At 61.3% G+C, this 24,878-nt stretch carries 20 protein-coding genes; 9 read left to right on the top strand and 11 right to left on the bottom strand.

Annotated elements, in window-relative coordinates:
* Nucleotides 1-11 precede the first annotated feature (11 nt).
* Entirely contained in the window at nt 12-1,199 is a 1,188-nt protein-coding gene (locus ACJJVH_RS09380; RefSeq protein WP_412063777.1) for a glycine C-acetyltransferase, read from the bottom strand.
* 266 nt (nt 1,200-1,465) lie between these two features.
* Between ACJJVH_RS09380 and ACJJVH_RS09385 the strand changes: the two genes are divergently transcribed.
* Nucleotides 1,466-2,236 (top strand): SDR family oxidoreductase, encoded by a 771-nt coding sequence (locus tag ACJJVH_RS09385; protein ID WP_412063778.1) that lies wholly within the window; start codon nt 1,466-1,468, stop codon nt 2,234-2,236.
* Between the two features lie 37 nt (nt 2,237-2,273).
* On the opposite strand, the gene recQ is transcribed toward ACJJVH_RS09385, so the two are convergent.
* Together recQ and dnaG are read right to left on the bottom strand one after the other, a co-directional pair.
* Nucleotides 2,274-4,154, bottom strand: a complete 1,881-nt coding sequence (recQ, locus tag ACJJVH_RS09390) for a DNA helicase RecQ (RefSeq protein ID WP_412063779.1) — start codon at nt 4,152-4,154, stop codon at nt 2,274-2,276.
* 7 nt (nt 4,155-4,161) lie between these two features.
* Complete coding sequence (dnaG, locus tag ACJJVH_RS09395) at nt 4,162-6,150, bottom strand: DNA primase (protein WP_412063780.1); 1,989 nt, start codon at nt 6,148-6,150, stop codon at nt 4,162-4,164.
* 286 nt (nt 6,151-6,436) lie between these two features.
* On the opposite strand from dnaG, the gene ACJJVH_RS09400 reads away from it, so the two are divergent.
* Entirely contained in the window at nt 6,437-6,955 is a 519-nt protein-coding gene (locus ACJJVH_RS09400) for a hypothetical protein (RefSeq protein ID WP_412063781.1), read from the top strand.
* Between the two features lie 452 nt (nt 6,956-7,407).
* Nucleotides 7,408-8,214 carry a hypothetical protein gene (locus ACJJVH_RS09405; protein ID WP_412063782.1) on the top strand — a complete coding sequence of 269 codons (807 nt, stop codon included), beginning with the start codon at nt 7,408-7,410 and terminating at the stop codon, nt 8,212-8,214.
* On the opposite strand, the gene ACJJVH_RS09410 is transcribed toward ACJJVH_RS09405, so the two are convergent.
* Entirely contained in the window at nt 8,189-8,641 is a 453-nt protein-coding gene (locus ACJJVH_RS09410) for a GatB/YqeY domain-containing protein (RefSeq protein ID WP_113356587.1), read from the bottom strand. The genes ACJJVH_RS09405 and ACJJVH_RS09410 overlap by 26 nt on opposite strands.
* Before the next feature lie 298 nt (nt 8,642-8,939).
* Between ACJJVH_RS09410 and carA the strand changes: the two genes are divergently transcribed.
* Entirely contained in the window at nt 8,940-10,148 is a 1,209-nt protein-coding gene (carA, locus tag ACJJVH_RS09415; protein WP_412063783.1) for a glutamine-hydrolyzing carbamoyl-phosphate synthase small subunit, read from the top strand.
* A gap of 119 nt (nt 10,149-10,267) precedes the next feature.
* On the opposite strand, the gene ACJJVH_RS09420 is transcribed toward carA, so the two are convergent.
* The 4 genes from ACJJVH_RS09420 to ACJJVH_RS09435 all read right to left on the bottom strand — a co-directional run bounded on the left by ACJJVH_RS09420 (nt 10,268) and on the right by ACJJVH_RS09435 (nt 14,808).
* Entirely contained in the window at nt 10,268-10,840 is a 573-nt protein-coding gene (locus ACJJVH_RS09420) for an EVE domain-containing protein (RefSeq protein WP_412063784.1), read from the bottom strand.
* A gap of 93 nt (nt 10,841-10,933) precedes the next feature.
* The gene (locus tag ACJJVH_RS09425) at nt 10,934-12,331 is read right to left on the bottom strand and encodes an MATE family efflux transporter (protein ID WP_412063785.1); all 1,398 of its coding nucleotides are present in this window, start codon (nt 12,329-12,331) and stop codon (nt 10,934-10,936) included.
* A 148-nt stretch (nt 12,332-12,479) separates the two neighbouring features.
* On the bottom strand, nt 12,480-13,736 hold the full coding sequence (locus ACJJVH_RS09430; protein WP_113369708.1) for a TCR/Tet family MFS transporter: 1,257 nt from the start codon (nt 13,734-13,736) through the stop codon (nt 12,480-12,482).
* A gap of 160 nt (nt 13,737-13,896) precedes the next feature.
* On the bottom strand, nt 13,897-14,808 hold the full coding sequence (locus ACJJVH_RS09435) for a LysR family transcriptional regulator (RefSeq protein WP_112803847.1): 912 nt from the start codon (nt 14,806-14,808) through the stop codon (nt 13,897-13,899).
* A gap of 118 nt (nt 14,809-14,926) precedes the next feature.
* Here ACJJVH_RS09435 and ACJJVH_RS09440 point away from each other — a divergent pair, with 118 nt between their 5' ends.
* Nucleotides 14,927-15,919, top strand: coding sequence for an aldo/keto reductase (locus tag ACJJVH_RS09440; RefSeq protein WP_412063786.1), 993 nt, complete (start codon nt 14,927-14,929; stop codon nt 15,917-15,919).
* 52 nt (nt 15,920-15,971) lie between these two features.
* Here the strand turns inward: ACJJVH_RS09440 and ACJJVH_RS09445 are convergent, their stop codons facing one another.
* Together ACJJVH_RS09445 and ACJJVH_RS09450 are read right to left on the bottom strand one after the other, a co-directional pair.
* Nucleotides 15,972-16,892 carry a neutral zinc metallopeptidase gene (locus ACJJVH_RS09445; protein WP_112803845.1) on the bottom strand — a complete coding sequence of 307 codons (921 nt, stop codon included), beginning with the start codon at nt 16,890-16,892 and terminating at the stop codon, nt 15,972-15,974.
* Between the two features lie 94 nt (nt 16,893-16,986).
* Nucleotides 16,987-17,478 (bottom strand): DUF2306 domain-containing protein, encoded by a 492-nt coding sequence (locus tag ACJJVH_RS09450; RefSeq protein ID WP_412063787.1) that lies wholly within the window; start codon nt 17,476-17,478, stop codon nt 16,987-16,989.
* A gap of 85 nt (nt 17,479-17,563) precedes the next feature.
* Here ACJJVH_RS09450 and ACJJVH_RS09455 point away from each other — a divergent pair, with 85 nt between their 5' ends.
* The 4 genes from ACJJVH_RS09455 (at nt 17,564) to ACJJVH_RS09470 (ending at nt 23,906) form a co-directional block, all read left to right on the top strand.
* Complete coding sequence (locus ACJJVH_RS09455) at nt 17,564-18,388, top strand: LytTR family DNA-binding domain-containing protein (protein ID WP_412063788.1); 825 nt, start codon at nt 17,564-17,566, stop codon at nt 18,386-18,388.
* Between the two features lie 172 nt (nt 18,389-18,560).
* Nucleotides 18,561-22,046: a carbamoyl-phosphate synthase large subunit gene (gene carB / locus ACJJVH_RS09460; protein WP_112803842.1), complete on the top strand. Its 3,486-nt coding sequence runs from the start codon at nt 18,561-18,563 to the stop codon at nt 22,044-22,046.
* 297 nt (nt 22,047-22,343) lie between these two features.
* Entirely contained in the window at nt 22,344-22,820 is a 477-nt protein-coding gene (gene greA, locus ACJJVH_RS09465; RefSeq protein WP_112803841.1) for a transcription elongation factor GreA, read from the top strand.
* Between the two features lie 6 nt (nt 22,821-22,826).
* Entirely contained in the window at nt 22,827-23,906 is a 1,080-nt protein-coding gene (locus tag ACJJVH_RS09470) for a glycosyltransferase family 4 protein (protein WP_113502249.1), read from the top strand.
* A gap of 8 nt (nt 23,907-23,914) precedes the next feature.
* On the opposite strand, the gene ACJJVH_RS09475 is transcribed toward ACJJVH_RS09470, so the two are convergent.
* On the bottom strand, nt 23,915-24,829 hold the full coding sequence (locus ACJJVH_RS09475; protein WP_112803895.1) for a glycosyltransferase family 92 protein: 915 nt from the start codon (nt 24,827-24,829) through the stop codon (nt 23,915-23,917).
* Nucleotides 24,830-24,878: the final 49 nt, after the last annotated feature.

Raw genomic sequence — 24,878 nt, forward strand, 5'->3', positions numbered from 1 at the left:
CTCCAACCAATTCAAATGATTCCGAGTTCTCTTCCGGCTTCCGCGAAGGCTGCGATCGCTTTTTCGACGTCGGCCTTCGAATGGGCGGCCGACATCTGCGTGCGGATGCGTGCCTGCCCCTTGGGAACGACCGGGAAGGAAAAGCCGATGACGTAGACGCCCTTCTTCAGCATCAGCGCCGCCATGTCCTGCGCCAGATTCGCATCGCCGAGCATGACCGGAATGATCGGGTGATCGGCGCCGGCGAGCGTGAAGCCGAGCTTCGTCATCTCGCTGCGGAAAAGCTCGGCATTGCCCTTGAGCCTGGCCCGCAGGTCTGCACCGTTCTCGATCAGATCGAAGACCTTCAGCGATGCGGCGGCGATGACGGGCGCCAGCGTATTGGAAAAGAGATAGGGGCGCGAACGCTGCCGCAGCCACTCGACGATCTCGCCTTTGGCTGACGTATAGCCCCCCGAAGCACCGCCGAGCGCCTTGCCGAGCGTACCGGTGATGATGTCGATCCGGCCTTCGACGCCGCAATGCTCCGGCGAGCCCCGGCCATGCTTGCCGACGAAACCGACCGCATGGCTGTCGTCGACCATGACCATGGCACCGTATTTTTCCGCCAGATCGCAGACCCCGCCGAGATTGGCGATAATGCCGTCCATGGAGAACACGCCGTCGGTCGCGATCAGCTTGAAGCGGCTGCCCTCGGCCTTTTTCAGCTCTTCTTCAAGTGCTGCCATGTCGTTGTTGGCATAGCGGAAGCGCTTCGCCTTGGAGAGCCGCACGCCATCGATGATCGAGGCATGATTGAGCGCGTCCGAGATGATGGCGTCCTCTTCCGACAGCAGCGTCTCGAACAGACCGCCATTGGCATCGAAGCAAGAGGAATAGAGGATCGTATCCTGCATGCCGAGAAAGGCGGAAATCCGCGCCTCCAGCTGCTTGTGCTCCTCCTGCGTGCCGCAAATGAAGCGAACCGAAGCCATGCCGTAGCCATAGCGATCGAGCGCTCTCTTTCCCGCCTCGGCAAGCTCCTCGTTGTCGGCGAGCCCCAGATAATTGTTGGCGCAGAAGTTGAGGACGCGCGCACCGCCGGCAACGGCGATTTCGCCGGCCTGCTTCGAGGTGATGATGCGCTCGGACTTGTAAAGGCCGGCTTCTTTCAGGCCGGCGAGCTCGTTGCGCAGGTGCGATAGGAATTCAGAGGTCATTGTCGCATTCCGTTACTGGTCATGGCGGAAACAGGCCGAGTGATAACATAGCATTAGCACAGCTGCCGCATTCGCCAGCGGCAAAAATACATGGGGCTATGACGCGGGCGCGATATGCCCTCCCATAACGAAAAATCCGTCCTCGTGATGGGGATGAAGAGCCCGCCATAATGATCCGCACCCGTCCCTATTGCAAAAATTACTTGACTGAGTCCATTATTTCTCCGAAGAGGCAACCGCGACCCTGAGTGAAGGAAGGGGATATCATGAGCATATTCGATAGATTTTCGCTGAAAGGACGCGTGGCTCTCGTGACCGGCGGCGGACGCGGACTTGGGTTCGAGATAGCCCAAGCCCTTGCCGATGCCGGCGCTCATGTCATCGTCAACGGACGAACGGCCGCCACTTTGGAAGCGGCCGTCGAGGCGATCCAAAAGCGAAACGGCTTGGCCGAAGCCGCCGCCTTCGACGTTACCGACCGCGAGGCGCAGCGCGTGACGATGGCTGATATCGAAGCGAAACACGGTCGGCTCGACATATTGATCAACAATGTCGGCGCACGCGACAGGCGCGCCCTCGCCGACTTTGACGACGAAGCGATTCTCGCTTTGCTGAACACGGATCTGGCCGCCTCGATCATGCTCTCCCGCGATGCCGCCCGATTGATGAAGCGACACAATCACGGGCGGCTGATCTCCATTACGTCGATCAGCGGCCATGTCGTCATGCCCGGAGACTGTGTCTATCCCGCCGCCAAGCAGGGGTTGACGGGCCTGATGCGCGGCATGGCGGTGGAGTTCGGCCCTTACGGCATTACCAGCAACGCAATCGCTCCCGGCTGGTTCGCAACGGAAACGAATGCCGCCATGGCCGCGAATGAAGAGCTTCTCCCCTTCGTACGCCAGCGCATTCCGGTCCAGCGCTGGGGACGGCCGGACGAGATCGCCGGTGCCGCGCTGTTTCTCGCCAGCGACGCGGCCTCCTTCGTCAACGGTCATGTGCTGACCGTCGACGGCGGCATGACCGTACGCATGTAGGATTGCGGTCGCCGCGCGCGGCAGCGATCGCAGCCTGTCACCGCCCGGAGAATTCCGCGATGACGGCCAGGAACGCCTCGCCGTAGCGCTCGAGCTTCGATTGCCCAACGCCGGATATCCCAAGAAGATCCTTGCGGCTCTTCGGCCGTTCCGTCGCGAAGGCGATAAGCGTCGTATCCGGAAAGACGACATAGGGCGGCACGCCCAACTCCCGGGCAATCCGCGTCCGCTCGGCCCGCAGTGCATCGAACAGAGCCTGCGCATCGCCGGCAAGGCCATGGGCCTGCTTCTCCGGTCGCCCCGCCTTTTTGCCGCGGCGACCCGTCTCGGGCCGATCCTTGCGGAAGAAGACCTGCCGCTCGCGCTTGAAGACCGGCCGCGCCTGCTCCTCAAGCTTCATGGCGCCGAAAGCGGTATGATCGACGCTCAAGAAGCCGTTCGCCAGCAATTGCCGGAAGATCGATTGCCATGTGCGGGCGGGAATATCCTTGCCCGCGCCGAAGACGGGCATGTCGACATGTCCGAAGCGCTCGGTCTTCTCGTTGACTGTCCCCATCAGCACATCGATGACATGGCCGGTGCCGAAGCGTTCGCCGGTGCGATAGACCGCGGCGAGCGCCTTGATCGCCGCTTCCGTGCCGTCCCACGTCTCGACAGGCTTGAGGCAGGTGTCGCAGTTGCCGCAGGCGCCGCCATGGGCCTCGCCGAAGTGCGCCAGAATGGACTGGCGCCGGCATCCCGCCGTTTCGCAGATCGCGAGCAACGAATTGAGTTTCGCCCGTTCGACGCGCTTGATTTCCTCGGACGCACCGCCTTCGTCAATCATTCGCCGCCGCTGGATGACGTCGGCCATGCCGTAGGCCATCCAGACGTTCGACGGCAGGCCATCGCGCCCGGCGCGGCCCGTTTCTTGATAATAGGCCTCCACCGATCCCGGCAGGTCGAGATGGGCGACATAGCGCACATTCGGCTTGTCGATCCCCATGCCGAAAGCGACGGTCGCGACGAGACACAGGTCCTCTTCCTTGAGGAACGCATCCTGATTGGCGTCGCGAAGCGATCGATCCATGCCGGCATGATAGGGAAGCGCACGAATGCCCTGCCCGTTCAGCCACTCGGCCGTGTCTTCGACCTTGGCGCGGGAAAGGCAGTAGACGATGCCGCTGTCGCCGCGATGGCCATCGAGAAAGCGCAGCAATTGCTGGCGCGGCTGGTCGCGCTCGACGATCTCGTAGGCGATGTTCGGCCGGTCGAAGCTGGTGGTGAAGACCGCCGCATCGTCCAGAGCCAGCCGCTCGATGATGTCGTCGCGAGTATGCGGGTCGGCCGTCGCCGTCAGCGCGATGCGCGGCACGCCGGGAAAAAGCCCGGCAAGCTTGCCCAGATCGCGATATTCCGGCCGGAAGTCATGACCCCATTGAGAAACGCAATGCGCCTCATCGATCGCGAAAAGCGCGATCCTTGCCCGACCGAGCATCTGGCAGAAGCCCTCCGTCGCGATGCGTTCGGGCGTGACGTAGAGCAGATCGAGCGTGCCTGCGGAAATGGCGCGATAGACATCGCTCGCCTCCTCGCGCGACAAGGACGAATTCAACGCAGCCGCCCGAATGCCGAGCTGCTTCATCGCCTCCACCTGATCCCGCATCAAGGCGATGAGCGGCGAGACGACGATGCCGACACCGTCTCGGCAAAGGGCGGGGATCTGGAAGCACAACGATTTTCCGGCACCCGTCGGAAACAGCACCACGGCATCGCCGCCGGCGACGACATGCTCGACCACCTGCTGCTGCTTGCCGCGAAAGGCGGAATAGCCATAGACACGCTTCAGGACATCCAGCGGCGCCGGCGCACTGCTACGCTCGCCGAACAATGCGTCGTCTGCGGAAAACCGCGGCTCTTGTCTTTCAGGCTGAGGCATTTATTCCCTATTTTCCAGCGGCACCTTTGACGCGACCCGACAGGACGCCGAAGCCATCGATGATCGCCTCCTGATTTTCCAGTCGCAACGCCTCGAGCTGCACTTCCTGCAAAGCCCGAATCAACGGCTCGATCGCTTCACCGTCACCCTCTTCGGTCGCTTCGGCAATAGCGCCTTCCAGTTCGATCTTGTGCCAGCGCAGCGCTTTCGAGCGCTTATGAAGCGCAAGTGCCTGACGATAGCCCTCGCGCGCATCCTCCATGGCGGCAGCCTCGGTCGCCGTCCAAAGGCGGGCATTGCGAACCTGCTGCTCGAGATTCTTCAGCAGGCTGCCGAAACCTTGCTCTTCCAATTCCTCCATCAAACGTTCGCGAACGAGCTGGGGACCGACCAGAGTCGCGGCAATCCCGAGAACGGCCGACCAAAGACGCTGCAGTTCGCGGCTATCATAGTCGATCGCGGCGATCTCGTCATATTCGTCCTGCAGCAGCGCCGGATGGTTGACGATGGTCAACGCGAGCACGCTTTCGCGCAGGCTCGGAATATCCTGATGCCCGACGATCATGGCCGAACGCGCAAGACGTTCGGATGCCGTCGTCGGCATGGGAGGAGCGCCCCGCGCTTGTCCGCCGCGACCGGGAAAGGAACGGCCGTTGCCGTCACGGGAAAAGCCGCGTGACTTCTGACCGCCGCCCCGCTGGAATTGCGGCTGGAAGAGCCCGTTCAGCCGCTCGCGCATGTTCTGCTGATAGTGACGACGCACGTCCTCGTCACCGATGACGGAGACGATCCGCCTGAGGCGCGCCTCCAGCTCCGCCCGCGCCTCCGGTGTTTCGAACGTGCCGCTGCCGGCCTCCCTTGCCCAGATCAGGTCGGCGAGAGGCTTTGCCTGCGCCAGCACCTTGTCAAATGGCGCGCGTCCGTCCTGCCGCACAAGATCGTCCGGGTCCTTGCCATCGGGCAACAGGGCAAAGCGCACGGTACGGTTCGGCTTTATATGCGGCAGGGCGAGGTCGGCGGCACGATTGGCGGCGCGGATGCCGGCTCCATCGCCGTCGAAGCACAGGACAGGCTCCGGCGTCATCTTCCAGAGAAGATCGAGCTGGTTCTCGGTCAGGGCCGTTCCCAACGGTGCAACCGCATTCTCGACGCCGGCCTGATGCAGGGCGATGACATCCATATAGCCTTCGACCGCAATGATGGTGCCGGCGCCATCGGCTCCCTGGGCAGCACGCCGCGCGCGGGTGAAATTGTAGAGCACGTTGCCCTTGTGGAAGAGCTCGGTCTCATTGGAGTTCAGATATTTCGCCGGCGCATCGGGCGACATGGCACGTCCGCCGAAGGCGATCACCTTTTCCCGGGAAGACAGGATCGGAAACATGATGCGGTCGCGAAAGCGGTCGTAGGAGACCGGCACGTTCTCATGCACCACGAGGCCGCACGCCTCCATCTGCTCCTTCAGTACGCCCTTGCCGGCGAGATGCTCTTTCAGGGCATTGCGGCTGTCGGGTGAATATCCCAGGCGGAAGGTCTCGATGGTGCGACCGCTGAGACCGCGATCGCGCAGGTAAGCCCGCGCCCTCGCACCGTTGGCGGTCTGCAACTGATCCTGAAAGAACTGTGTCGCCATTTCCATGACATCGAGCAGCGACGTGCGCTCCTTCTCGCGTCTGGCCTCCATCGGGTCGGCAACGGGCATCGGAACGCCGGCCATATCGGCGATCTGCTGCACCGCCTCCGGAAAGCTCAGCCCCTCCAGCTCGGTGAGGAAGCGGAAATGGTCGCCAGTGACGCCGCAGCCGAAGCAGTGGTAGCGGCCCTTGCGATCCTCGCAGTGAAAGCTCGGCGACTTCTCCCCATGGAACGGGCAGCAGGCCCAGTAATCCCCGCGCGGCACATTGGTCTTGCGCCTGTCCCAGGTCACACGGCGGCCGATCACGTCCGAAATCAAAACGCGGTCGCGAATCTCGTCGAGAAACGTATTGGAAAATCGCATGGCTACCTCTGGCTCATCCCATATAAACAGGAATGTAAGGCTTTGCCACGACGCGCTGCCCACGTCCCCCGGTATTCACAGCCCTCTGCAGGAGGCGGCTTCCGCACCCCTTCGATCACAACTCCGTGAACTTTTATCCGGATTCGCTCCCGTCCACGCCCCGCTCAAAAGCTGCATTCAACTTGCCAGGGATCGCCCGAATGCTCTTCCCGCTTAAGGAAAACAAGACCGGCGGTATCCATGGAGTAACTGTTTGGTGTAAGAAAATCCGCGAGAAAGCAATGACTTGCACAGCCTGCGGTCGATGGCGGCAACTCAAAACCGCGCCTCCCGCAATCAAAAGCTGCAAAGCGGTTGTTCCGTGGCGACACTCTCCGGCGGCGTATTTGCGGCATGGTTCGTAAGCCAAACATTATTTTTTTGTAATTTGATTGTTGATGTGCGCCGCAATAGCGTTCTTCTCACAGGGCGAGACAAGCCGGCGAAGAAACTGCTTCGCGACGCGACATGCCGAGACGCCCCGGACGAACGGGAAGCCATCAGGTACAGGGCTTTCAGTTTAGGAGAGGAAATGCGTATTCTTATCGTACCGCTAGCCGCCGCGGCCATATTTGCTACAGCTACTTACAGCTCGGCCACGACGAACAGCAGTGTTGACGACAAGAATGTGCTCTATGCCGGCGCCGGATATCAGCTGCCGGTAAATATGAAAATCCCTGCTCTCACGGCAGGCGTAAAGGTTCAAATGTCGAGACTGCCGTTGCAGGCATTGGCGCTGCCGCGGGAAGTCAAGGTTTTTAGATAGGTTCACCAGATACTCAGGTGGGGCACCATCCCTACCCCCGGCGCCGCCCCACCTGAGTGCCTTTGCAATAGACGTTTGATTTTTGGGCCCCACCCTGCGTCATCAAACGCCTGCAAAGCGCAAGAAGGCAGGAGCTCCCCCAGCTCCTGCCTTCTCTAATTTCAGCGACATCTTCCGTTTCATGGCAGCACGGCAACGCATATGGGCTGCGGATCATTCTGGGCCGGCATCGCGAGTATCTTGACGCCGCGACCGCGATGGATATCCTTTATTATCTACCTATATGCGGTCCTGATAATTATTCTCTTCAGACAATTTGACACTTTGCTCGGTTCATCGGAGACGGCTGCATGTCTTTATCCGCGAAGGAACTTGCTCAAGACCCGGAATTTTTCAAAGAAATCCTAAGCTATACTAGAGAAATAATATCCACTTATGATGAAAATCAGGGTGTGTGTTCCATTTTTGCTTCGCATCAGCGCTGGCTGATGGCGCTCGCCGGTTTCGCCTTGTATTGCGGCGGCATCGATGGAGAGCCGCCCGGCATTCATGCCAATCGCTTTGCCAACTATATCGTCGACCGGGGCATTGCCAGCCACAACACCGCCCTCAGCTTCCTTCAGGACATGCAGACGCTTGGCTTGCTGCGCTACGTGCCGGTTGGCGCAGATCGACGGGCGCGGCCGATGGAGCCGACCGAAGAAGCCGTCAAGCAGCTGGCGAAATGGCTGAGCATCCATCTCTGCATGCTCGACCGCCTCGACGGCGGAAAACGCAACGCTCTTTTTGCCAGACGGCCGGAGCTCATCAGCGTCCTGCAGCCGGCGATTTCCGTCGGCATCATCCAGAGCGACGCCCTGCGCCATCCGGGGGAGACATTCGATCTCTTCACCTGGGCAAATTCCGGCGGCGTCATTATGGACTATCTGATCTCCCGCGCCGGCAAGATCGACCCGGCAACGCAACAGGCAATCGTCGGGCGCATCGCGTTCACCGATATCTGCCGCCGCTTCCTCATTTCCAGAACGCACGCAAAACGGCTCATGAACCGGGCAGTAAAAATGGAAAGCGTCGGATGGACCGGCTCTTCGGGACGAAGTCAGCTCTGGCTTTCCAGCGGCTTCATCCAGGAGTATCGCAACTATCAGGCGGAAAAATTCGCCATCATCGACGCCGCCTGGGAAAACACCCGCGGCCTACGGCACACCCGCAGGCCGCGGGCAAAGCAAGCCTTTACTTCAGCAGTTCCTTCAAGATAGCCGAAGCCTTGGCGAAATCCATCTGACCGGCATAGCGCTCACGCAGGGCAGCCACGCATTTGCCCATGTCCTTCAGCCCCTGCGCGCCGAGCTCGGCAACGACCGCAACGCAGATCTCGCGCACCTTTTCTTCGGAAAGCTGCTCGGGCATGAAACCCTGGATGACGGCGATTTCCTCGCGCTCCTTGTCCGCCAGCTCGGGACGACCGCCGTCGATATAGATCTTCACCGATTCCTCGCGCTGCTTGATCATCTTGGCGAGCAGTTGCAGGATTTCATCCTCACTCGCCTGCTCCTTGCCGAGACCGCGATTGGCGATGTCCTTGTCCTTGATGCCGGCAAGGATGAGACGGACGGTCGAAAGCCTCGCCGTATCCTTGGCCTTCATGGCGTCCTTCTGGGCGTTGGAAAGGGTTTCGCGGATCATGTCTTAAACTCCTTGAAGCAGGCCGGAGGCGATCGCCCGGCCACCTATGTCATGTTGCTGTCTCTTAGACCAACTGTGACGATCAATGCAATTGCACCCGGAAGCCCGAATTCCTTGGCTGGAAAGCAAAAGCGCGCATTGACCGGCTCGCCTTGTTTAGCTATGTCCATCACCTGCACATAAGATCGATAGGAAGATCTCAAGCCGCGACAAGCGTCGCTGGCTGTACCTTGCTACAAACATGGCGAAAGCCGACGGTCTCTTCAAGGCCGCGCTCGACGCCGGAAACGGGATGACTATGACCGCCACAGCCCCATGGACCACTGAAAAGCCGACCGCCCTCCTCGTTCTCGCCGATGGCACCGTGATCGAAGGCAAGGGCATCGGCGCAACCGGCAAGGTCCAGGCCGAAGTCTGCTTCAACACGGCGCTGACGGGTTATGAGGAGATCCTGACCGACCCCTCCTATCTCGGCCAGATCGTCACCTTCACCTTCCCCCACATCGGCAACGTCGGCACCAACGACGAAGATATCGAAGACCTGACGCCCGCCGCCCGCCACGGCGCCGTCGGCATCATCTTCAAGGCCGACATCACCGATCCGTCGAACTACCGCGCCGCCCGGCATCTCGACCAGTGGCTGAAGGCGCGCGGCATCATCGGCCTCTGCGGCATCGACACCCGCGCCCTGACTGCCTGGATCCGCGAGAACGGCATGCCCAACGGCGTGATCGCACACGATCCGAGCGGCGTCTTCGACGTCGCGCAGCTGAAGGCCGACGCCAAGGCCTGGAGCGGCCTCGAAGGTCTCGACCTCGCCAAGGTCGCCTCCTCCGGCCAGTCCTCGCAATGGTCGCAGACGCCGTGGGTCTGGAATGAAGGCTATGGCGAACTGAGCACCGCGGACGCCAAATATCACATCGTCTGCCTGGACTACGGCGTCAAGCGCAACATCCTGCGCCTGTTTGCCGGCCTCGATTGCAAGGTTACGGTTCTTCCGGCAACGGCTTCGACGGACGAAGTCCTCGGCCTCAACCCGGACGGCATTTTCCTCTCCAACGGCCCCGGCGATCCCGCCGCGACGGGTGAATATGCCGTTCCCGTCATCAAGGACCTGCTGAAGACGGAAATCCCGCTCTTCGGCATCTGCCTTGGTCACCAGATGCTCGGCCTGGCCGTAGGCGCCAGGACCGCGAAGATGCATCAGGGCCATCACGGCGCCAACCATCCGGTCAAGGACCACACGACGGGCAAGGTCGAGATCGTCTCGATGAACCATGGCTTCGCGGTCGACTCGAGCTCGCTGCCGGAAGGCATTGAGGAGACTCACGTTTCGCTGTTCGACGGCAGCAATTGCGGCCTGCGCGTCGCCGGCAAGCCCGTCTTTTCGGTGCAGCATCATCCGGAAGCCTCGCCCGGCCCGCAGGACAGCCACTACCTGTTCCGCCGCTTCATCAATCTGGTGCGGGAAAAGAAAGGCGAGCCGGCTCTTGCGGAGCGCGCCTGATCGCACCGGCTGCCGAATGACATGAAAAAGGCCACGGATTGACGAGCAATCCGTGGCCTTTCTCTTGCGCTTCGACTTGGGAGGTCTCTTTCGTCACATCGGCTTGCGCTTGCGCGGTCTCACGCTTGCAAGCGGCGCTGCTTCACCACGTCCAGCTCGCTCGTCATGATCTCCTGCAGGAACTCGAAATCGGACTGCCCGAAGGCGACGAGTCCGAATCTCAGCCTGTAGCCCCAATTCTTGTCCTGGGTGAAATCCAGCCAGCCCAGCAGCGGGCGCAGCGGTTGCTCGGGCGTATCCAGCCAATCGACATCGCGGCGATAGGCGTTCCCGCACTCCATCCGCGCCCGATAAAGTTCACCCTCGCGCACATGGCCGATCGCCGTGAAGCTCTGGAAACCGTCCTTGCCGCCCATCGTTACGGATGGGGAATAATAGACGATGCCATCACCCGGCTTGATACGCTTCAGCGGCCCCGGCTTGCCGTGGCAAACCTGCATGAAACCATGCTTGCGCCCGAGGCGAACATGTTCCGCGGAAGCAACTGCGAGCCAGTAGGATTTCTCAACGCGACCTGATTGCCTGCGAGACGCGTTGGCATGCGGCAGGAGGCGCACCGCCGCACCCTGGCTGCCCTGTTCTTCCCGCGGGAAAAGCGGGGCATCGTTCGGATTGCTTGCCTTGAATATCATGGTCGTCTCCCGTCTTTGGTATGCCACCAAATATAGACGACCATACTGTCAATTTTTGTCAGCAGTCTCGCGCCGCGCAGCTGATGGCCGCCATCAGGCCGCCGCTATTTCAGAGCGCACCAGAATATAGAACCGCGCGCAAAGCATCGCCGCCGCGGAAGCAAGGCCGAGCAGGAAGCCGAACCATATTCCGATCCCGCCGAAGCCGAGCGGGAATGCCAGCAGCCACGCCAGAAAGAAACCGATAGGCCAATAGGCGACGAGCGCCAGGATCATCGGCACGCGCGCATCCTTTAGCCCGCGCAGCAGGCCGCTGGCAATCGACTGCAGCCCGTCGACCAGCTGGAACAGACCGGCGACGACGATCAGCGGCGCCGCATAGGCAAGTACCTTCGACGCATCGGCGGACGTGACGTCGAGGAACCAGCTTCCCAGCCAGGTCGGCATGGTCGCGAACAGGATGCTGCCGAAAAGCGAGATGCAGCTCGAAACCACGAGCACCACGATCGACGCCCGCCTCAGGCCGAGGTGGTCGCCCTGCCCATGCGCGACGCCCACCCGAACGGTCGCCGCCTGGCTGAGGCCGAGCGGGATCATGAAGGCGATCGATGCCCACTGCAGGGCGATACCATGAGCTGCGAGCTCGATCGTGCCGATCTGCCCCATCAGCAGCGACGCCGCCGTGAACAGGCTGACTTCGGCAAGAACCGTGACGCTGATCGGCAGGCCAAGCCGGATGACGTCCCACAGGGCATGCCAGTCGGGTCGCCAGAACCGGACGAAAATCTCGTAGCGGCGCGTTTCCTCATGAGCGTGGACATAACCGACGATGAAAAGGAATCCGGCCGTCTGCACGGCAACCGAAACGATAGCCGCACCGTGCAAGCCCATGGCCGGCATGCCCAGATGGCCGAGCACCAGGATGTAGGCAAGCACGGCATTCATCGCCAGCATGGCGATCGTCACCTTGAGGATGATGCCGGCACGGCCGATGGCACTCACCAGTGCGCGGATGACATTATAGAGCAACCCCGGCAGCACGGCGAAGTGGCCGATGTCGATATAGCCGCTGGCAAGCCTGGCAACCTCGGGCTTTTGCCCGGCCGCAAGCAGGATCTGCTCGGAATAGAAGAAGGCCGGTTGCGCCACCAGCCAATAGGCGGTGACGACCCAAAGCCCCATGCGCAAGGCGCGGCGCACGGAGGTCACGTCGCCTTTGCCGTAGGCCTGCGCCACCAGCGGCACGACGGCAATGGAGAAGCCCGAACCGAAAATCAGGATCGTGAACAGAAACTGCGCGGAAAGAACCATCGCCGCCAGCTGCTCTGCGCCAAGCCGGCCGACGATCATCACGTCCGTGGTGTTGATCCCGAGCTGCGCCAATTGCGCGCCGATCAGCGGGATGCCCAGCGCAAGAGTCGCGCGGACATGAGCAGACCACGAATTATCATTGTCGTGCGCGGACGGGCGCGCAGTTACCGGCATATCCATGACGAAGACTCGATCTTTAGAAACGCGCGAACCACTCTACCCAAGGGAGCGCGAGCCTGCCGCATTAACGCAACTTAGCTCAAAAAGCCAGCAGACAAGCCCATAGTGCTAAAGAATTCATCAGAACTTCAAAATATCTGATGAATTTTTAGGCCGCTTCGCCGGCTTGCGACCCGCCGACCACGTTCGGCTCGCTCTTGCGGACCTTTGTCAGAAGCACCACAAGCCCGACCGCCACCAGGATTGCGCCCATGATGAACGGTGCGCCGGCAAAAACCACGGGCGCGGTCGGCGCGGTATAATATTGGAACAGATACGGGAACAGCACCGGCCCGATGATGGCGGTAATGCTCGTCAGGCTGCCGAGCGCCCCCTGCAGCTCGCCCTGCGCTGAAGGCGGCACCTTGCTCGCGGCGATCGAACGCAAGGGCGCATCGGCGACGTTTTCGATGACAGTCAGAACGACGACGACATAGACCATCCATCCCTGCCATGCGAATGCATAGCCCATGAGGCCGAGGCAGGAAAACAACATTCCGAGCAGCGCGGTTTTCCATTCGCCGAGCACCGGCACCAGCCGCGGCAGGACCAGCCCCATGACGATGGCGGCTCCGATGCCGTAAGCGCCAAGGGAGAAACCGATCTGCCCTTCGCTCCAGTCGTAACGATAGGAGGTTACGAAGGACCAGACGGCCGGATAGACGCCATGCGCCAGCCAGTTCAGGAACATGACCACACAGACCCAGCCGATACCCTGATAGCGCCGCATCTGCCTCAAAGCTCCGAACGGATTGGCACGCGCGATCTCGAAGGGACGGCGATGCTTCGCATCCAGCGTTTCCGGCAACAGGAAATAGGCGCCGACGAAATTCAGGAATGCCAGGGCTGCCGCGCCATAGAAGGGCACGCGCGGCCCGAATTCGCCGAGAAAACCGCCGATGACGGGGCCAAGCACGAAGCCGACGCCGAAGGCCATGCCGATCAGGCCGAAATTCTTCGCGCGGTTCTCGTCGTTGCTGATGTCGGCAATATAGGCCGAACAGGTCGAGAAACTCGCACCGCTGATACCGGCGAGGATACGCCCGACGAACAGCATCCAATAGGAACCGGCAATCGCACAGATGAAATTGTCGATCGCAAATGTCAGCACCGAAGCGAGCAGGAGCGGACGACGGCCGAAACGGTCGCTCAGATTGCCGATAAATGGCGAAAACAGGAACTGCATGGCGGCATAGGCAAGCAGCAGCCAGCCGCCTTCCGTCGCCGCCGCGCTGACCGAGGCGCCCGTCAGCTCTTCCAGATATTTCGGCATCACCGGCATGATGATCGCGATGCCGATGACGTCGAGAAAGAGGATGAGGAAGACGAGGAGCAGGCCTCGACGGGCGAATTTCTGATCGATCATGGAGATGCCTTCTGGCGGCCCCGCCTCCATGAAAGAGACAGAACGTGAACGAAAAACCGGAGCGTTCCCCATACATAAAGATTTTGGCGGAAACAATCCGTGAACGCTTCAATCTTATTGATTCATTGAGCGGTTTCTTTGATCCTCGACGCGAAAGCGACTATCTGCCGCGACCGCGTCTCTGCTCGCGATTGAGAAAGTCCACGAAGGCCCGAAGCGGCGTCGGCATGTGCCTGCGGCTGGCATAATAGAGAAAGGGGCCTGAAAAGGCCGTGTCCCATTCCTCGAGGATCGGCACCAATTCTCCGCTGGCAAGGTGAGGTGCGAGAAACTCCCGAAAAGTTCGGATAATACCGAAGCCGGCGACCGCGGCGGCACGCTCGATCTCGATCGAATTCGTGGCGATGACCATCGGCGGTGCGATGACGACGGTCTCCCCCTCCCGTTCGAACTCCCAGGGCATCACCGAGCCGCCGAGGAAGCGATGGCGGATGCAGCGATGATCGAGGATGTCGCGGGGGTGGCGCGGCACCCCGCTTGCCGCCAGATAGCCGGGCGCGGCAGCCGTCACGTAACATTGTTGCCGCGGCCCGATCGGTATGGCGATCATGTCCTTTTCCAGCCGCTCGTCATAGCGGATACCGGCATCGTAGCCGGCCGCCACCACATCGATGAAACTGTCTTCGGCGACGATTTCGACTGAAATTGCCGGATGCTCCTTCAAGAATCGATTGATGATATCGGGCATGACGACCATGGCAGCGATGATCGGCACGTTCAGACGCAAGGTCCCGCTGACACTGTCGCGAAAGCTGTTGATATCGTCGAGCGCCAGCGTAATCTCGCTCATTGCCGGTGCCAGGCGCTCCATCAGTCGCTCGCCCGCTTCGGTCGGCGTCACGCTGCGGGTCGTGCGGTTGAGAAGCCGCACGCCAAGCCGCTCCTCCAGCCGCCGCACCGCTTCGCTCAATGACGAGGCGGAAACTCTGCGCTTGCGCGCCGCCTCGCGAAAACTGCGCTCACGGGCAACGGCGGTGAAGGCAACGAGATCTGCCAGCGGCAAGTCATCCATTGTACGAAATTCCAAACAACCCGTTTCGATTTATGTCGATTATCGCACAGAGCTTCGTGGAGTAAAACATCATTCGAAGAAGCGTCCGGAGGCCCGCCTCCGGCCAGGGAGAACGACGATGGAAAAACATCAATTGGGAAAGACGGGGCCGCAGGTGTCGGCTCTCGGCCTCGGCTGCATGGGAATGTCGGGCATGTATGGCCCATCGGATCGCGCCGAGAGCATCGCCACCATCCATGCCGCGTTCGATGCCGGCATCAGCCTGCTCGATACGGGCGATTTTTACGGCATGGGCCACAACGAGATGCTGATCGGCGAGGCCCTCAAAGGCTTGAAGCGGGACGACTTCCTGCTCAGCGTCAAGTTCGGCGCACTGCGCGATCCCGCCGGCGCGTGGCTCGGCTACGATGCCCGGCCCGCGGCAATCAGGAATTTCGTCGCTTATTCGCTGCAGCGTCTCGGCGTCGATCATATCGATATCTACCGCCCTGCCCGGCTCGACCCGAATGTGCCGATCGAAGACCAGATCGGCGCGATGTCGGATCTCGTCAAGGCAGGCTACATCGGGCACATCGGCCTGTCCGAGGTCGGCGCGGACACCATCCGCCGCGCGGCCGCCGTTCATCCGATCGTCGACTTGCAGATCGAATACTCGCTGATCTCGCGCGGTATCGAGGAGAAGATCCTGCCGACCTGCCGCGAACTCGGCATCGGCATCACGGCCTATGGCGTTCTCTCGCGCGGCCTCATCAGCGGCCATTGGCAGAAGGATAGCGGCCAGAAAGGCGATTTCCGCACCGTCAGCCCGCGCTTTCAGGCAGGAAACGTCGAAAAAAATCTGGAGCTGGTGGAAGCCTTGCGCCAGATCGCCGAGGCAAAGGGCGCAAGCATCGCCCAGATCGCCATCGCCTGGGTCGCCGCCCAGGGCAAGGAGATCGTCCCGGTGATCGGCGCCCGCCGCCGCGACCGCCTCGCGGAAGCCTTGGGCGCGCTCTCCGTCGACCTGTCGCAAGCCGATATGACCGCGATCGAACGTGCGATCCCGAAGGACGCCGCTGCCGGCGGTCGCTATCCGGAATCGCAGCTGGCGCATCTGGACAGCGAAAAGTAACGAAGCAGAAAGTTTGCCCGCCCGACGGTACACCGAGGGCGGGCAAACGGAATCAAACCGGATTGTTCAGCGTATCGCAATCGCTGAGCTTGCCGGAATCGAAGCCCTGCTTGAACCACTTCACGCGCTGTGCCGAGGTGCCGTGGTTGAAGCTGTCGGGAACGACATAGCCCTGGGTGCGCTTCTGTAGCGTATCGTCCCCGATCTGCTGAGCGGCATTCAGCGCTTCCTCCAGATCGCCGGACTGCAATATGCCCTTCTGCTGCGTGAACTTGCCCCAGATGCCGGCAAAGCAATCGGCCTGCAGCTCTATGCGCACCGACATCTTGTTGGCATCCACTTCGCTCATGTTGCGACGGGCCTGATTGAACTTCGGCAGGATGCCGAGGAGATCCTGAACATGGTGGCCGACTTCATGCGCGATGACATAGGCCTGCGCAAAATCGCCGGCCGCGCCGAACTGATCCTTCATCTGCTGGAAGAAGGCCATGTCGAGATAGATCTTCTGGTCGCTCGGGCAATAGAAGGGTCCGGTAGCCGCAGAAGCCTGGCCGCAAGCAGATGGGAAGCTGCCCGAGAACAGCACCAGCTTCGGATCCGTATAGGTTTGCCCCATCGACTTGAAGATGCCCGTCCAGGTGTCTTCCGTATCGGCAAGAACGGTCGCGACGAACTGCTTCATCTCGTCATTGGCCGGCTGACCGCCGCCACTGCCGGCAGACGTGCTCTGCTGATATCCGGAACCGCCGTCGCCCAGCATGCCGGTCTGCTGCAAGAGGCCGATGACGTCGACGCCCATGGCTCTCAGGATCAGAAAGATCACGATGAGCACGATAATCGTGCGGAAGCTCAAACCGCCGCCGCCGATCCCGCCGCCGGGGAATCGGAAGCCGCCGCCGCCCCCGCCGCCCATGGGCGATGAGCCGCGTTCGTCCTCGATATTGTCGGATTGCCGACGCCCCTTCCAATCCATGGCGCACCTCCTGACGATGCCTAAAAATCAAAGTCCCTTGAGGCATTTATATATCCAGGAAGAAGCACAAAGCCAGTTCGCTATCGACAGAAGATCAAGTTAAACGGCGACGGCGCCATATTTTTTTGGACATCGGCCATAACAGCGCGATGGCTAAGCCTGCCGCAACCAGAAGCGGAGCGATCTCATCGCCATCGAAAGCCACCTCGTTCATGATGCGGCCCGGAAGGAACGTAAATACTCCAGCGCCGACGATACCGCCGAAGTAGAGGCTCCTGACGATACGCTTGTGCGCTTCGATGTTATGTCTGCGGGCATTCACCACCGCTCCCCAGCAGCCGGAAAGAACGAATATCGAAAGCAGGTGGATCGGGCTGAAACCGTAGAACATTTTGATCTGGTGAATGAAGAAGCTCGACAGCGCCGTGATCGCCATCAGCACCAGCCACACCTTGCCCAGCAGGCGGTGCCTGGGTGTGCCCTTGGGATTTACGAGAAGGCAGGCCCCGAGCACGGCGGCGGGAATGACCGCCGCGACGTGAATCTGGATCGCGATCGGGGCGTGAAGAAGCGGCTCGAAAGTCATGACCTGTATCCGGTTGAGTTTATCGAGCCTTTCCGTGATACTATTGTTCTCTCAATCGAAATTGCACGAAAGAGCGGGAATTTTCGTGGATCACACATTTCTGCAATCCACGCTTCGCGAGTTGCAAGTCTTTCGGCGATCGCCGCGCTTTTGGGCGACCTTTGCTACGGTTGTGCTGATCTTTGCCGTAACCGGTCCCTATGGCACCCTTACACGATTGATGCCCGGTGAGCGGCTCGGCTACTGGCTCGTCCTTCATGCCGTGGCATGGTCCATAGCGATCGTCTTTTCCGTGGCCGCCGAAATCCTTCTGCGGCATGCGCTGCCGAACATGTTTGCCAGGATGATGACGGGCTCGATCGTCGCCGCGCTGCCCATGGGCTTCGGCATAGCGCTCGTCGACCTCATCTTCTTCGGCACGATCCCCACCCTGACGGGCAGCCTGCTGCAATCGCTTTCCTCGGTGCCGCTCTGCATTCTCTTTTGCATCCTGACCTATCTGACCATGCACCGGCAGATCGCAACGGCGGCCGAAGGCCCTGGCAGCGCGAACATGGCACCGCCCACCCCAGGCATGGCCGAAATCAGCGCCGCGCCTCGGCAAGCGCCGATCTTGTCGCGCCTGAAGCCGGAGAACCGCGGAAAGCTGATGAGACTGACTGTCCGCGACCACTATACCGAGGTCGTGACCAGCCGCGGGCGCGAGCTCATTCTGCTGCGCTTCGGCGATGCGCTGACGGAAATCGGCAATACCGAAGGCATCCGCCTGCATCGATCCCATTGGGTCGCGGCGGACCACGTCGCCGGCCTGAAACGCGACAATGGCAAGCTTTTCGTCATCGCGCGTGACGGCGCGCAAATGCCCGTGAGCCGCTCCTATGCCGAGGCTGTCCGGCGTCGTTTCGGCTAATGGCGGCAAAGCCTGCAGAATTCATGTCGATTCCACCATTTATGGGGTTCCGTTTGCAAATACATTTGCCTATAAGCCGCTTCTAGCCTGAAAATATTGCCCACAGCGCCCCGGCCGGTGACCTCCCACCCTGGCCGGTTTTTCGCGCAACGAAAAAAACGGATGAGAGCCCATGCCGAAGCGCCAAGATATCAAATCGATCCTCATTATCGGTGCAGGACCGATTGTTATCGGACAGGCTTGCGAATTCGACTATTCGGGCACGCAGGCCTGCAAGGCACTGAAGGAGGAAGGCTACCGCGTCATCCTCGTCAACTCCAATCCGGCAACGATCATGACCGATCCGGGTCTGGCGGATGCGACCTATGTCGAGCCGATCACGCCTGAGGTGGTCGCCAAGATCATCGCCAAGGAGCGCCCGGATGCGCTGCTGCCGACCATGGGCGGCCAGACCGCGCTCAACACCGCCCTCTCGCTGAAACGCATGGGCGTGCTCGACCGCTACAATGTCGAAATGATCGGCGCGAAGCCCGCCGCCATCGACATGGCCGAAGACCGCGCCCTCTTCCGCGAAGCCATGGCACGCATCGGCCTCGAAACGCCGCGCTCCATGCTGGCAAACGCCACCGACATCAAGGATGCCGACCGCAAGACGCATGAGGCCGAGCGCAGCAAGCTCAAGGCGCAGCTGACCGGCGCGGAGCTCGACAAGGCGCTCGACGAGCTTGAAAACCAGTGGAACCTCGGCGAGAGCGACCGCAAGCAGCGTTACATGAGCCATGCGATGGCGATTGCCGCCCAGGCGATCGATCATGTCGGCCTGCCCGCCATCATTCGCCCGTCCTTTACCCTCGGCGGCACCGGCGGCGGCATCGCCTACAACCGCTCGGAATTCTTCGAAATCGTCGGCGGCGGCCTCGATGCCTCGCCGACGACCGAAGTGCTGGTCGAAGAATCGGTGCTCGGCTGGAAGGAATTCGAGATGGAGGTCGTCCGCGACAAGGCGGACAACTGCATCATCATCTGCTCCATCGAAAACATCGATCCGATGGGCGTTCATACGGGTGACTCGATCACCGTCGCTCCGGCACTGACGCTGACGGACAAAGAATACCAGATCATGCGCAACGCCTCGATCGCCGTCCTGCGCGAGATCGGCGTCGAAACCGGCGGCTCGAACGTACAGTTCGCGGTCAACCCGAAGGATGGCCGTCTGGTCGTCATCGAGATGAATCCGCGCGTGTCGCGGTCCTCGGCGCTGGCCTCGAAGGCCACCGGCTTCCCGATCGCCAAGATCGCGGCCAAGCTGGCCGTCGGCTATACGCTGGACGAGCTCGAAAACGACATCACCGGCGGCGCGACGCCTGCCTCCTTCGAACCGTCGATCGACTATGTCGTCACCAAGATCCCGCGCTTCGCCTTCGAGAAATTCCCCGGTGCCTCCCCGGTTCTGACCACGGCCATGAAGTCGGTCGGCGAGGTCATGGCGATCGGCCGCACCTTTGCCGAGTCGCTGCAGAAGGCACTGCGCGGTCTTGAAACCGGCCTGACGGGCCTCGACGAGATCGAGATTCCCGGCACGGAGGAAGGCGAAGGCAGCCGCAACGCCATTCGCGCCGCCATCGGCACGCCGACGCCGGACCGTCTGCGCATGGTCGCCCAGGCTTTGCGCTCGGGGCTCAGCATAGAAGAGGTGCATGAAGGCTGCAAGATCGATCCCTGGTTCCTCGAGCAGCTCAAGAACATCGTCGATATGGAAGCCCGCATCCGCGAGCACGGCCTGCCCGGCGACGCCGCCAATCTGCGCATGCTCAAGGCCATGGGCTTCTCCGACGCACGCCTTGCAACCCTCGCCGGCAAGCGCCCGAAGGAAGTGGCCGAGCTCCGCAATTCGCTGAATGTCCGCCCGGTCTTCAAGCGCATCGATACCTGCGCGGCCGAATTCGCCTCGCCGACCGCCTATATGTATTCGACCTACGAGATGCCGTTCGTGGGTGCCGCCCGGTCCGAAGCCCAGGTCTCCGACCGCAAGAAGGTCGTCATTCTCGGTGGCGGCCCGAACCGCATCGGCCAGGGCATCGAATTCGATTATTGCTGCTGCCATGCCGCCTTCGCCCTGAAGGACGCGGGCTACGAAGCGATCATGATCAACTGCAACCCGGAGACGGTTTCGACTGACTACGACACCTCCGACCGCCTCTATTTCGAGCCGCTGACGGCGGAAGATGTCATCGAAATCCTGCGCGCAGAGCAGGAAAAGGGCGAGGTCGTCGGCGTCATCGTGCAGTTCGGCGGCCAGACCCCGCTGAAGCTCGCGGAAGCCCTCGAAAAGAACGGCATCCCGATCCTCGGCACGGCCCCGGATGCCATCGACCTTGCCGAAGACCGCGATCGTTTCCAGAAGCTTTTGATGAAGCTCGACCTCAACCAGCCGAACAACGGCATCGCCTACTCGGTCGAGCAGGCGCGTCTCGTTGCCGGCGAGATCGGCTTCCCGCTGGTTGTGCGCCCGTCCTACGTTCTCGGCGGCCGCGCCATGCAGATCATCCATTCGGAAGGCCAGCTTCAGGGCTACCTGCTCGATACCGTGCCCGAACTGGTGCCGGAAGACATCAAGCAGCGCTATCCGAACGACAAGACCGGCCAGATCAACACGCTGCTCGGCAAGAACCCGCTTCTGTTCGACAGCTATCTCACCAATGCCATCGAAGTCGACGTGGATTGCCTGTCCGACGGCACCGACGTCTATGTCGCCGGCATCATGGAGCATATCGAGGAAGCCGGCATCCATTCCGGCGACTCGGCCTGCTCGCTGCCGCCGCGCACCCTCTCCCCGGCCATGATCGATGAGCTGGAGCGTCAGGCAAAGGCGATGGCCAAGGCGTTGAACGTCGGCGGCCTGATGAACGTTCAGTTCGCCATCCAGGACGGCAATGTCTACGTGCTCGAAGTCAATCCGCGCGCCTCGCGCACGGTGCCTTTCGTCGCCAAGACCATCGGCGCGCCGATCGCCAAGATCGCTGCCCGCGTCATGGCCGGCGAGAAGCTGGATGCCACCTTCGCCGCCTATGGCGAAAAGCCCGATCCGCGCAGATTGAAGCACATCGCGGTCAAGGAAGCCGTCTTCCCCTTCGCGCGCTTCCCCGGCGTCGACATCCTGCTCGGGCCGGAAATGCGTTCGACCGGCGAAGTCATCGGCCTCGATACGGATTTCGCGCTGGCCTTCGCCAAGTCGCAGCTCGGCGCCGGCGTCGAATTGCCGCGCGACGGAACGGTCTTCGTTTCGGTCCGCGACGACGACAAGCCGCGCGTCCTGCCGGCCATCCGCATGCTGACGGAACAGGGCTTCAAGGTGCTCGCAACCGGCGGAACCCAGCGCTTCCTCGCCGAAAACGGCATCGAGGCGACGAAGATCAACAAGGTACTGGAAGGCCGTCCGCATATCGAGGACGCCATCCGCAACCGTCAGGTCCAGCTCGTCATCAACACGACCGACAGCAACAAGGCGATCTCGGATTCGAAGTCGCTGCGCCGCGCGACGCTGATGCAGAAGGTGCCCTATTACACCACCATGGCTGGCGCCGAAGCCGCCGCCATGGCGATCAAGGCGCTGAAGGCCGGCAACCTCGAGGTCCAGCCGTTGCAGAGCTATTTCTGACGAACGGAACGAGCCGGGACGAATGTGAGAAACGGTAGTCGCCTCACATTTATCCCGGCGCCGCAAGAGCGATGCAACGCTTCCGAAAGATGCCTCTTCGCTTGTCACGGCGAACAGTGGCGGGCATGCGCGAACTGGCAGCGGCATTCCTTAAAGCATCGAATTTTCTGGAAATCGGCTGTCGCAATCTGCTATAGATGAAAAAGTTACGGCTCTACTGGTTCCGAAGCACCGCTTCGGAACCTGTTTTCTTTTGTGTGTGCGGAAGAGCAGCGCAGGGAGTGAAGGACAAGGCAAATGGTTGAAAAGGTACCGATGACACAGAACGGGTTCGTCAAGCTGCAGGAAGAACTGCGCTGGCGTCAGCAGGAAGAGCGCCCGCGAATCATCGAGGCAATTGCGGAAGCACGCGCCCATGGCGATCTTTCCGAAAATGCCGAGTACCACGCCGCCAAGGAAGCACAGAGCCACAATGAAGGCCGCATCAGCGAGCTTGAAGATCTGACAGCGCGTGCGGAAGTCATCGACCTCACCAAGATGTCCGGTTCGAAGATCAAGTTCGGCGCGAAGGTGAAGCTCGTCGATGAAGACACCGAGGAAGAGAAGGTCTATCAGATCGTCGGCGATCAGGAAGCCGATGTGAAGGCAGGCCGCATCTCCATCTCCTCCCCGATCGCGCGTGCGCTGATCGGCAAGGAAGTCGGCGATTCCATCGAGGTCAATGCTCCCGGCGGCGCCAAGGCCTACGAAATCCTCTCCGTCTCCTGGGGCTGATCGCCCGTGCGCGATCGTGATTCAGCGCATGCAAGCGATCTCAGCGAGATCGAAATCATAGCAACGAATTTCAAACGCCGGCTTTCCGGCGTCACATCGACGATCGTGCAATTGATCCCCAAGCAGGTCGAGCTCGGCTATCATATCGCCACGCTCGGCCCCGGCCTGCCGGAAGACCTTCCCAAACTCGGCTGGCTGAGACTGTTCGGCCTCTGGGCAAGGCCGCGCCGCTGCCGCGTACGCGTCTGGCATGCCCGCCGCAACAACGAAATGCTTGCGGGCCTGCTGCTGCGTTCGGTTCTGCGCATGCCCCTCAAGCTGGTCTTCACCTCGGCGGCCCAGCGCCGCCACACCGGCTACACGCGCTGGCTCATCCGCCGGATGGACGCCGTGATTGCCACGAGCACTCGCTCCGGCAGCTTTCTCGAGGTGCCGCACACCGTCATCCAGCATGGCGTCGATCTCAACCGCTTTCATCCGCCGGAAAGGCCCGACGACCGCATGGCCGCGACCGGCCTGCCCGGCTCCTATCTGGTCGGCTGCTTCGGCCGCGTCCGGCATCAGAAGGGCACCGATCTATTCGTCAAGGCGATGATCGAGCTTCTGCCGCAATACCCGGACTGGACGGCCGTGGTCTGCGGCCGTGTCACCGCCGAGCATCGCAGCTTCGGCGATGAGCTGGAGAAGATGGTGGCCGCCGCCGGCCTTGCCGACCGCATCCGGTTCATGGGCGAGGTCGAAGACATCAAGCCCTGGTATCGCCGCGCCACCCTTTACGTCGCCCCTTCCCGCAACGAAGGCTTCGGCCTGACGCCGCTGGAGGCCATGGCCTCCCGCACGGCAGTCGTCGCCTCGGATGCCGGCGCCTATGCCGAGATGATCGTTCCGGGCGAAACCGGCGCCGTGGTGCCCGCCGGCGACGGCGAAGCCCTGACCAAGGCGATCGCCCGCTATCTGGCCGATCCCGAGGAAACGCTGCGCCAGGGTGAGAATGCCGTGCGTCATGTTCGCAGCGAATTCGCCCTGGAAAAGGAGGCGACCGCCATCGGCGACGTTTACAAGCGCTTGCTCGTCGCCAATAAATAAGCGACCGATCAGCCGCCGAGATCGATGCGGTTACGCTCGATGAAGTCGATCATCGAGCGGTCGTCCACCATGTCTTCCTCGATGCTTTTGACGACCGACAGAACCTTGTCCCGATATTTCGTCGCGCTGCTATCGTAGGCCCATCCCCGCGCGAGCTTTTCCATCAGCTCCTGCCGGGATTTCGTATAGTAGTGGTTGAGCTGCAGGAAGCGGTTCGAATAGAAGTCGGGGGATTTCCGCGCACGCCGCGTAAACCGCTTGCCGGCATCGTTCGCCGTCAGATCGCCGTGAGCCCGCGTCTGGAACTGATGCACGCTGACCTCGGTGACTTCGCAAGGATCGACGATACATTTGAAATTGCTGACATTTTCCTTTGTCGTCATCGGATCGGCGCCACGCATCGTATAGTTCAGCGTCAAAGGCCCATCCGGCGGCGTCTCATGGCCGCTGGTCGCAAACATATGCCAGGGCAGTGAGACATTCGGGAAATCCCCGACGGCTTCAAGCGCCTGCTCGACGGTCGCCGCCTCCTTCGGCAGCAGGAATTCGTCGACGTCGATGAACGCCATCCAGCGGTAATCGCCGCCGAAATTCAGGATGGCATGCGCGAAAGTGATGACCTGCCCGTTCAGCATCGCCGATGTCGCCGCATCGCGCATGCGCCCGGCCCAGGGAATGATCGTCAGCGCTTCCTCGTTGAGCAGGCTTCGAAGAAATGAGCATGTCTCGTCCGTGGAACCGTTATCATAGATATAGAAGTGGCGAATGCCGACCGCGCGGTGGAAACGCACCCACTCCTCGATGTAGCGAGCCTCGTTTTTGACGCAGGCGGCAATGGCGATGCCATGGCGCCCTGGCCGCGGCTCGGGCGGATCGATGGCCAGTTTCTTGGCGTCGGACGCTTTCGGCTTCAGCCAGCGCATGAGCTTCATTCCTGCAACCTTATTTCCAATCTGTGCGCGAGCCCTGCTG

This window comes from Rhizobium sp. SYY.PMSO, assembly GCF_046840415.1.
Classification (GTDB): domain Bacteria; phylum Pseudomonadota; class Alphaproteobacteria; order Rhizobiales; family Rhizobiaceae; genus Rhizobium.

Coding starts and splice junctions, on each gene's coding strand:
- ACJJVH_RS09450 (WP_412063787.1), bottom strand. CDS start 17,478: ATGACTTTCGAGCCGCTTCTTCACGCCCCGATCGCGATCCAGATTCAC.
- ACJJVH_RS09410 (WP_113356587.1), bottom strand. CDS start 8,641: ATGATCCGCGAAACCCTTTCCAACGCCCAGAAGGACGCCATGAAGGCC.
- ACJJVH_RS09435 (WP_112803847.1), bottom strand. CDS start 14,808: ATGGATGACTTGCCGCTGGCAGATCTCGTTGCCTTCACCGCCGTTGCC.
- ACJJVH_RS09380 (WP_412063777.1), bottom strand. CDS start 1,199: ATGACCTCTGAATTCCTATCGCACCTGCGCAACGAGCTCGCCGGCCTG.
- ACJJVH_RS09445 (WP_112803845.1), bottom strand. CDS start 16,892: ATGGATTGGAAGGGGCGTCGGCAATCCGACAATATCGAGGACGAACGC.
- dnaG (WP_412063780.1), bottom strand. CDS start 6,150: ATGCGATTTTCCAATACGTTTCTCGACGAGATTCGCGACCGCGTTTTG.
- ACJJVH_RS09425 (WP_412063785.1), bottom strand. CDS start 12,331: ATGGATATGCCGGTAACTGCGCGCCCGTCCGCGCACGACAATGATAAT.
- ACJJVH_RS09385 (WP_412063778.1), top strand. CDS start 1,466: ATGAGCATATTCGATAGATTTTCGCTGAAAGGACGCGTGGCTCTCGTG.
- carA (WP_412063783.1), top strand. CDS start 8,940: ATGACCGCCACAGCCCCATGGACCACTGAAAAGCCGACCGCCCTCCTC.
- ACJJVH_RS09420 (WP_412063784.1), bottom strand. CDS start 10,840: ATGATATTCAAGGCAAGCAATCCGAACGATGCCCCGCTTTTCCCGCGG.
- carB (WP_112803842.1), top strand. CDS start 18,561: ATGCCGAAGCGCCAAGATATCAAATCGATCCTCATTATCGGTGCAGGA.
- ACJJVH_RS09475 (WP_112803895.1), bottom strand. CDS start 24,829: ATGCGCTGGCTGAAGCCGAAAGCGTCCGACGCCAAGAAACTGGCCATC.
- ACJJVH_RS09440 (WP_412063786.1), top strand. CDS start 14,927: ATGGAAAAACATCAATTGGGAAAGACGGGGCCGCAGGTGTCGGCTCTC.
- greA (WP_112803841.1), top strand. CDS start 22,344: ATGGTTGAAAAGGTACCGATGACACAGAACGGGTTCGTCAAGCTGCAG.
- recQ (WP_412063779.1), bottom strand. CDS start 4,154: ATGCCTCAGCCTGAAAGACAAGAGCCGCGGTTTTCCGCAGACGACGCA.
- ACJJVH_RS09430 (WP_113369708.1), bottom strand. CDS start 13,736: ATGATCGATCAGAAATTCGCCCGTCGAGGCCTGCTCCTCGTCTTCCTC.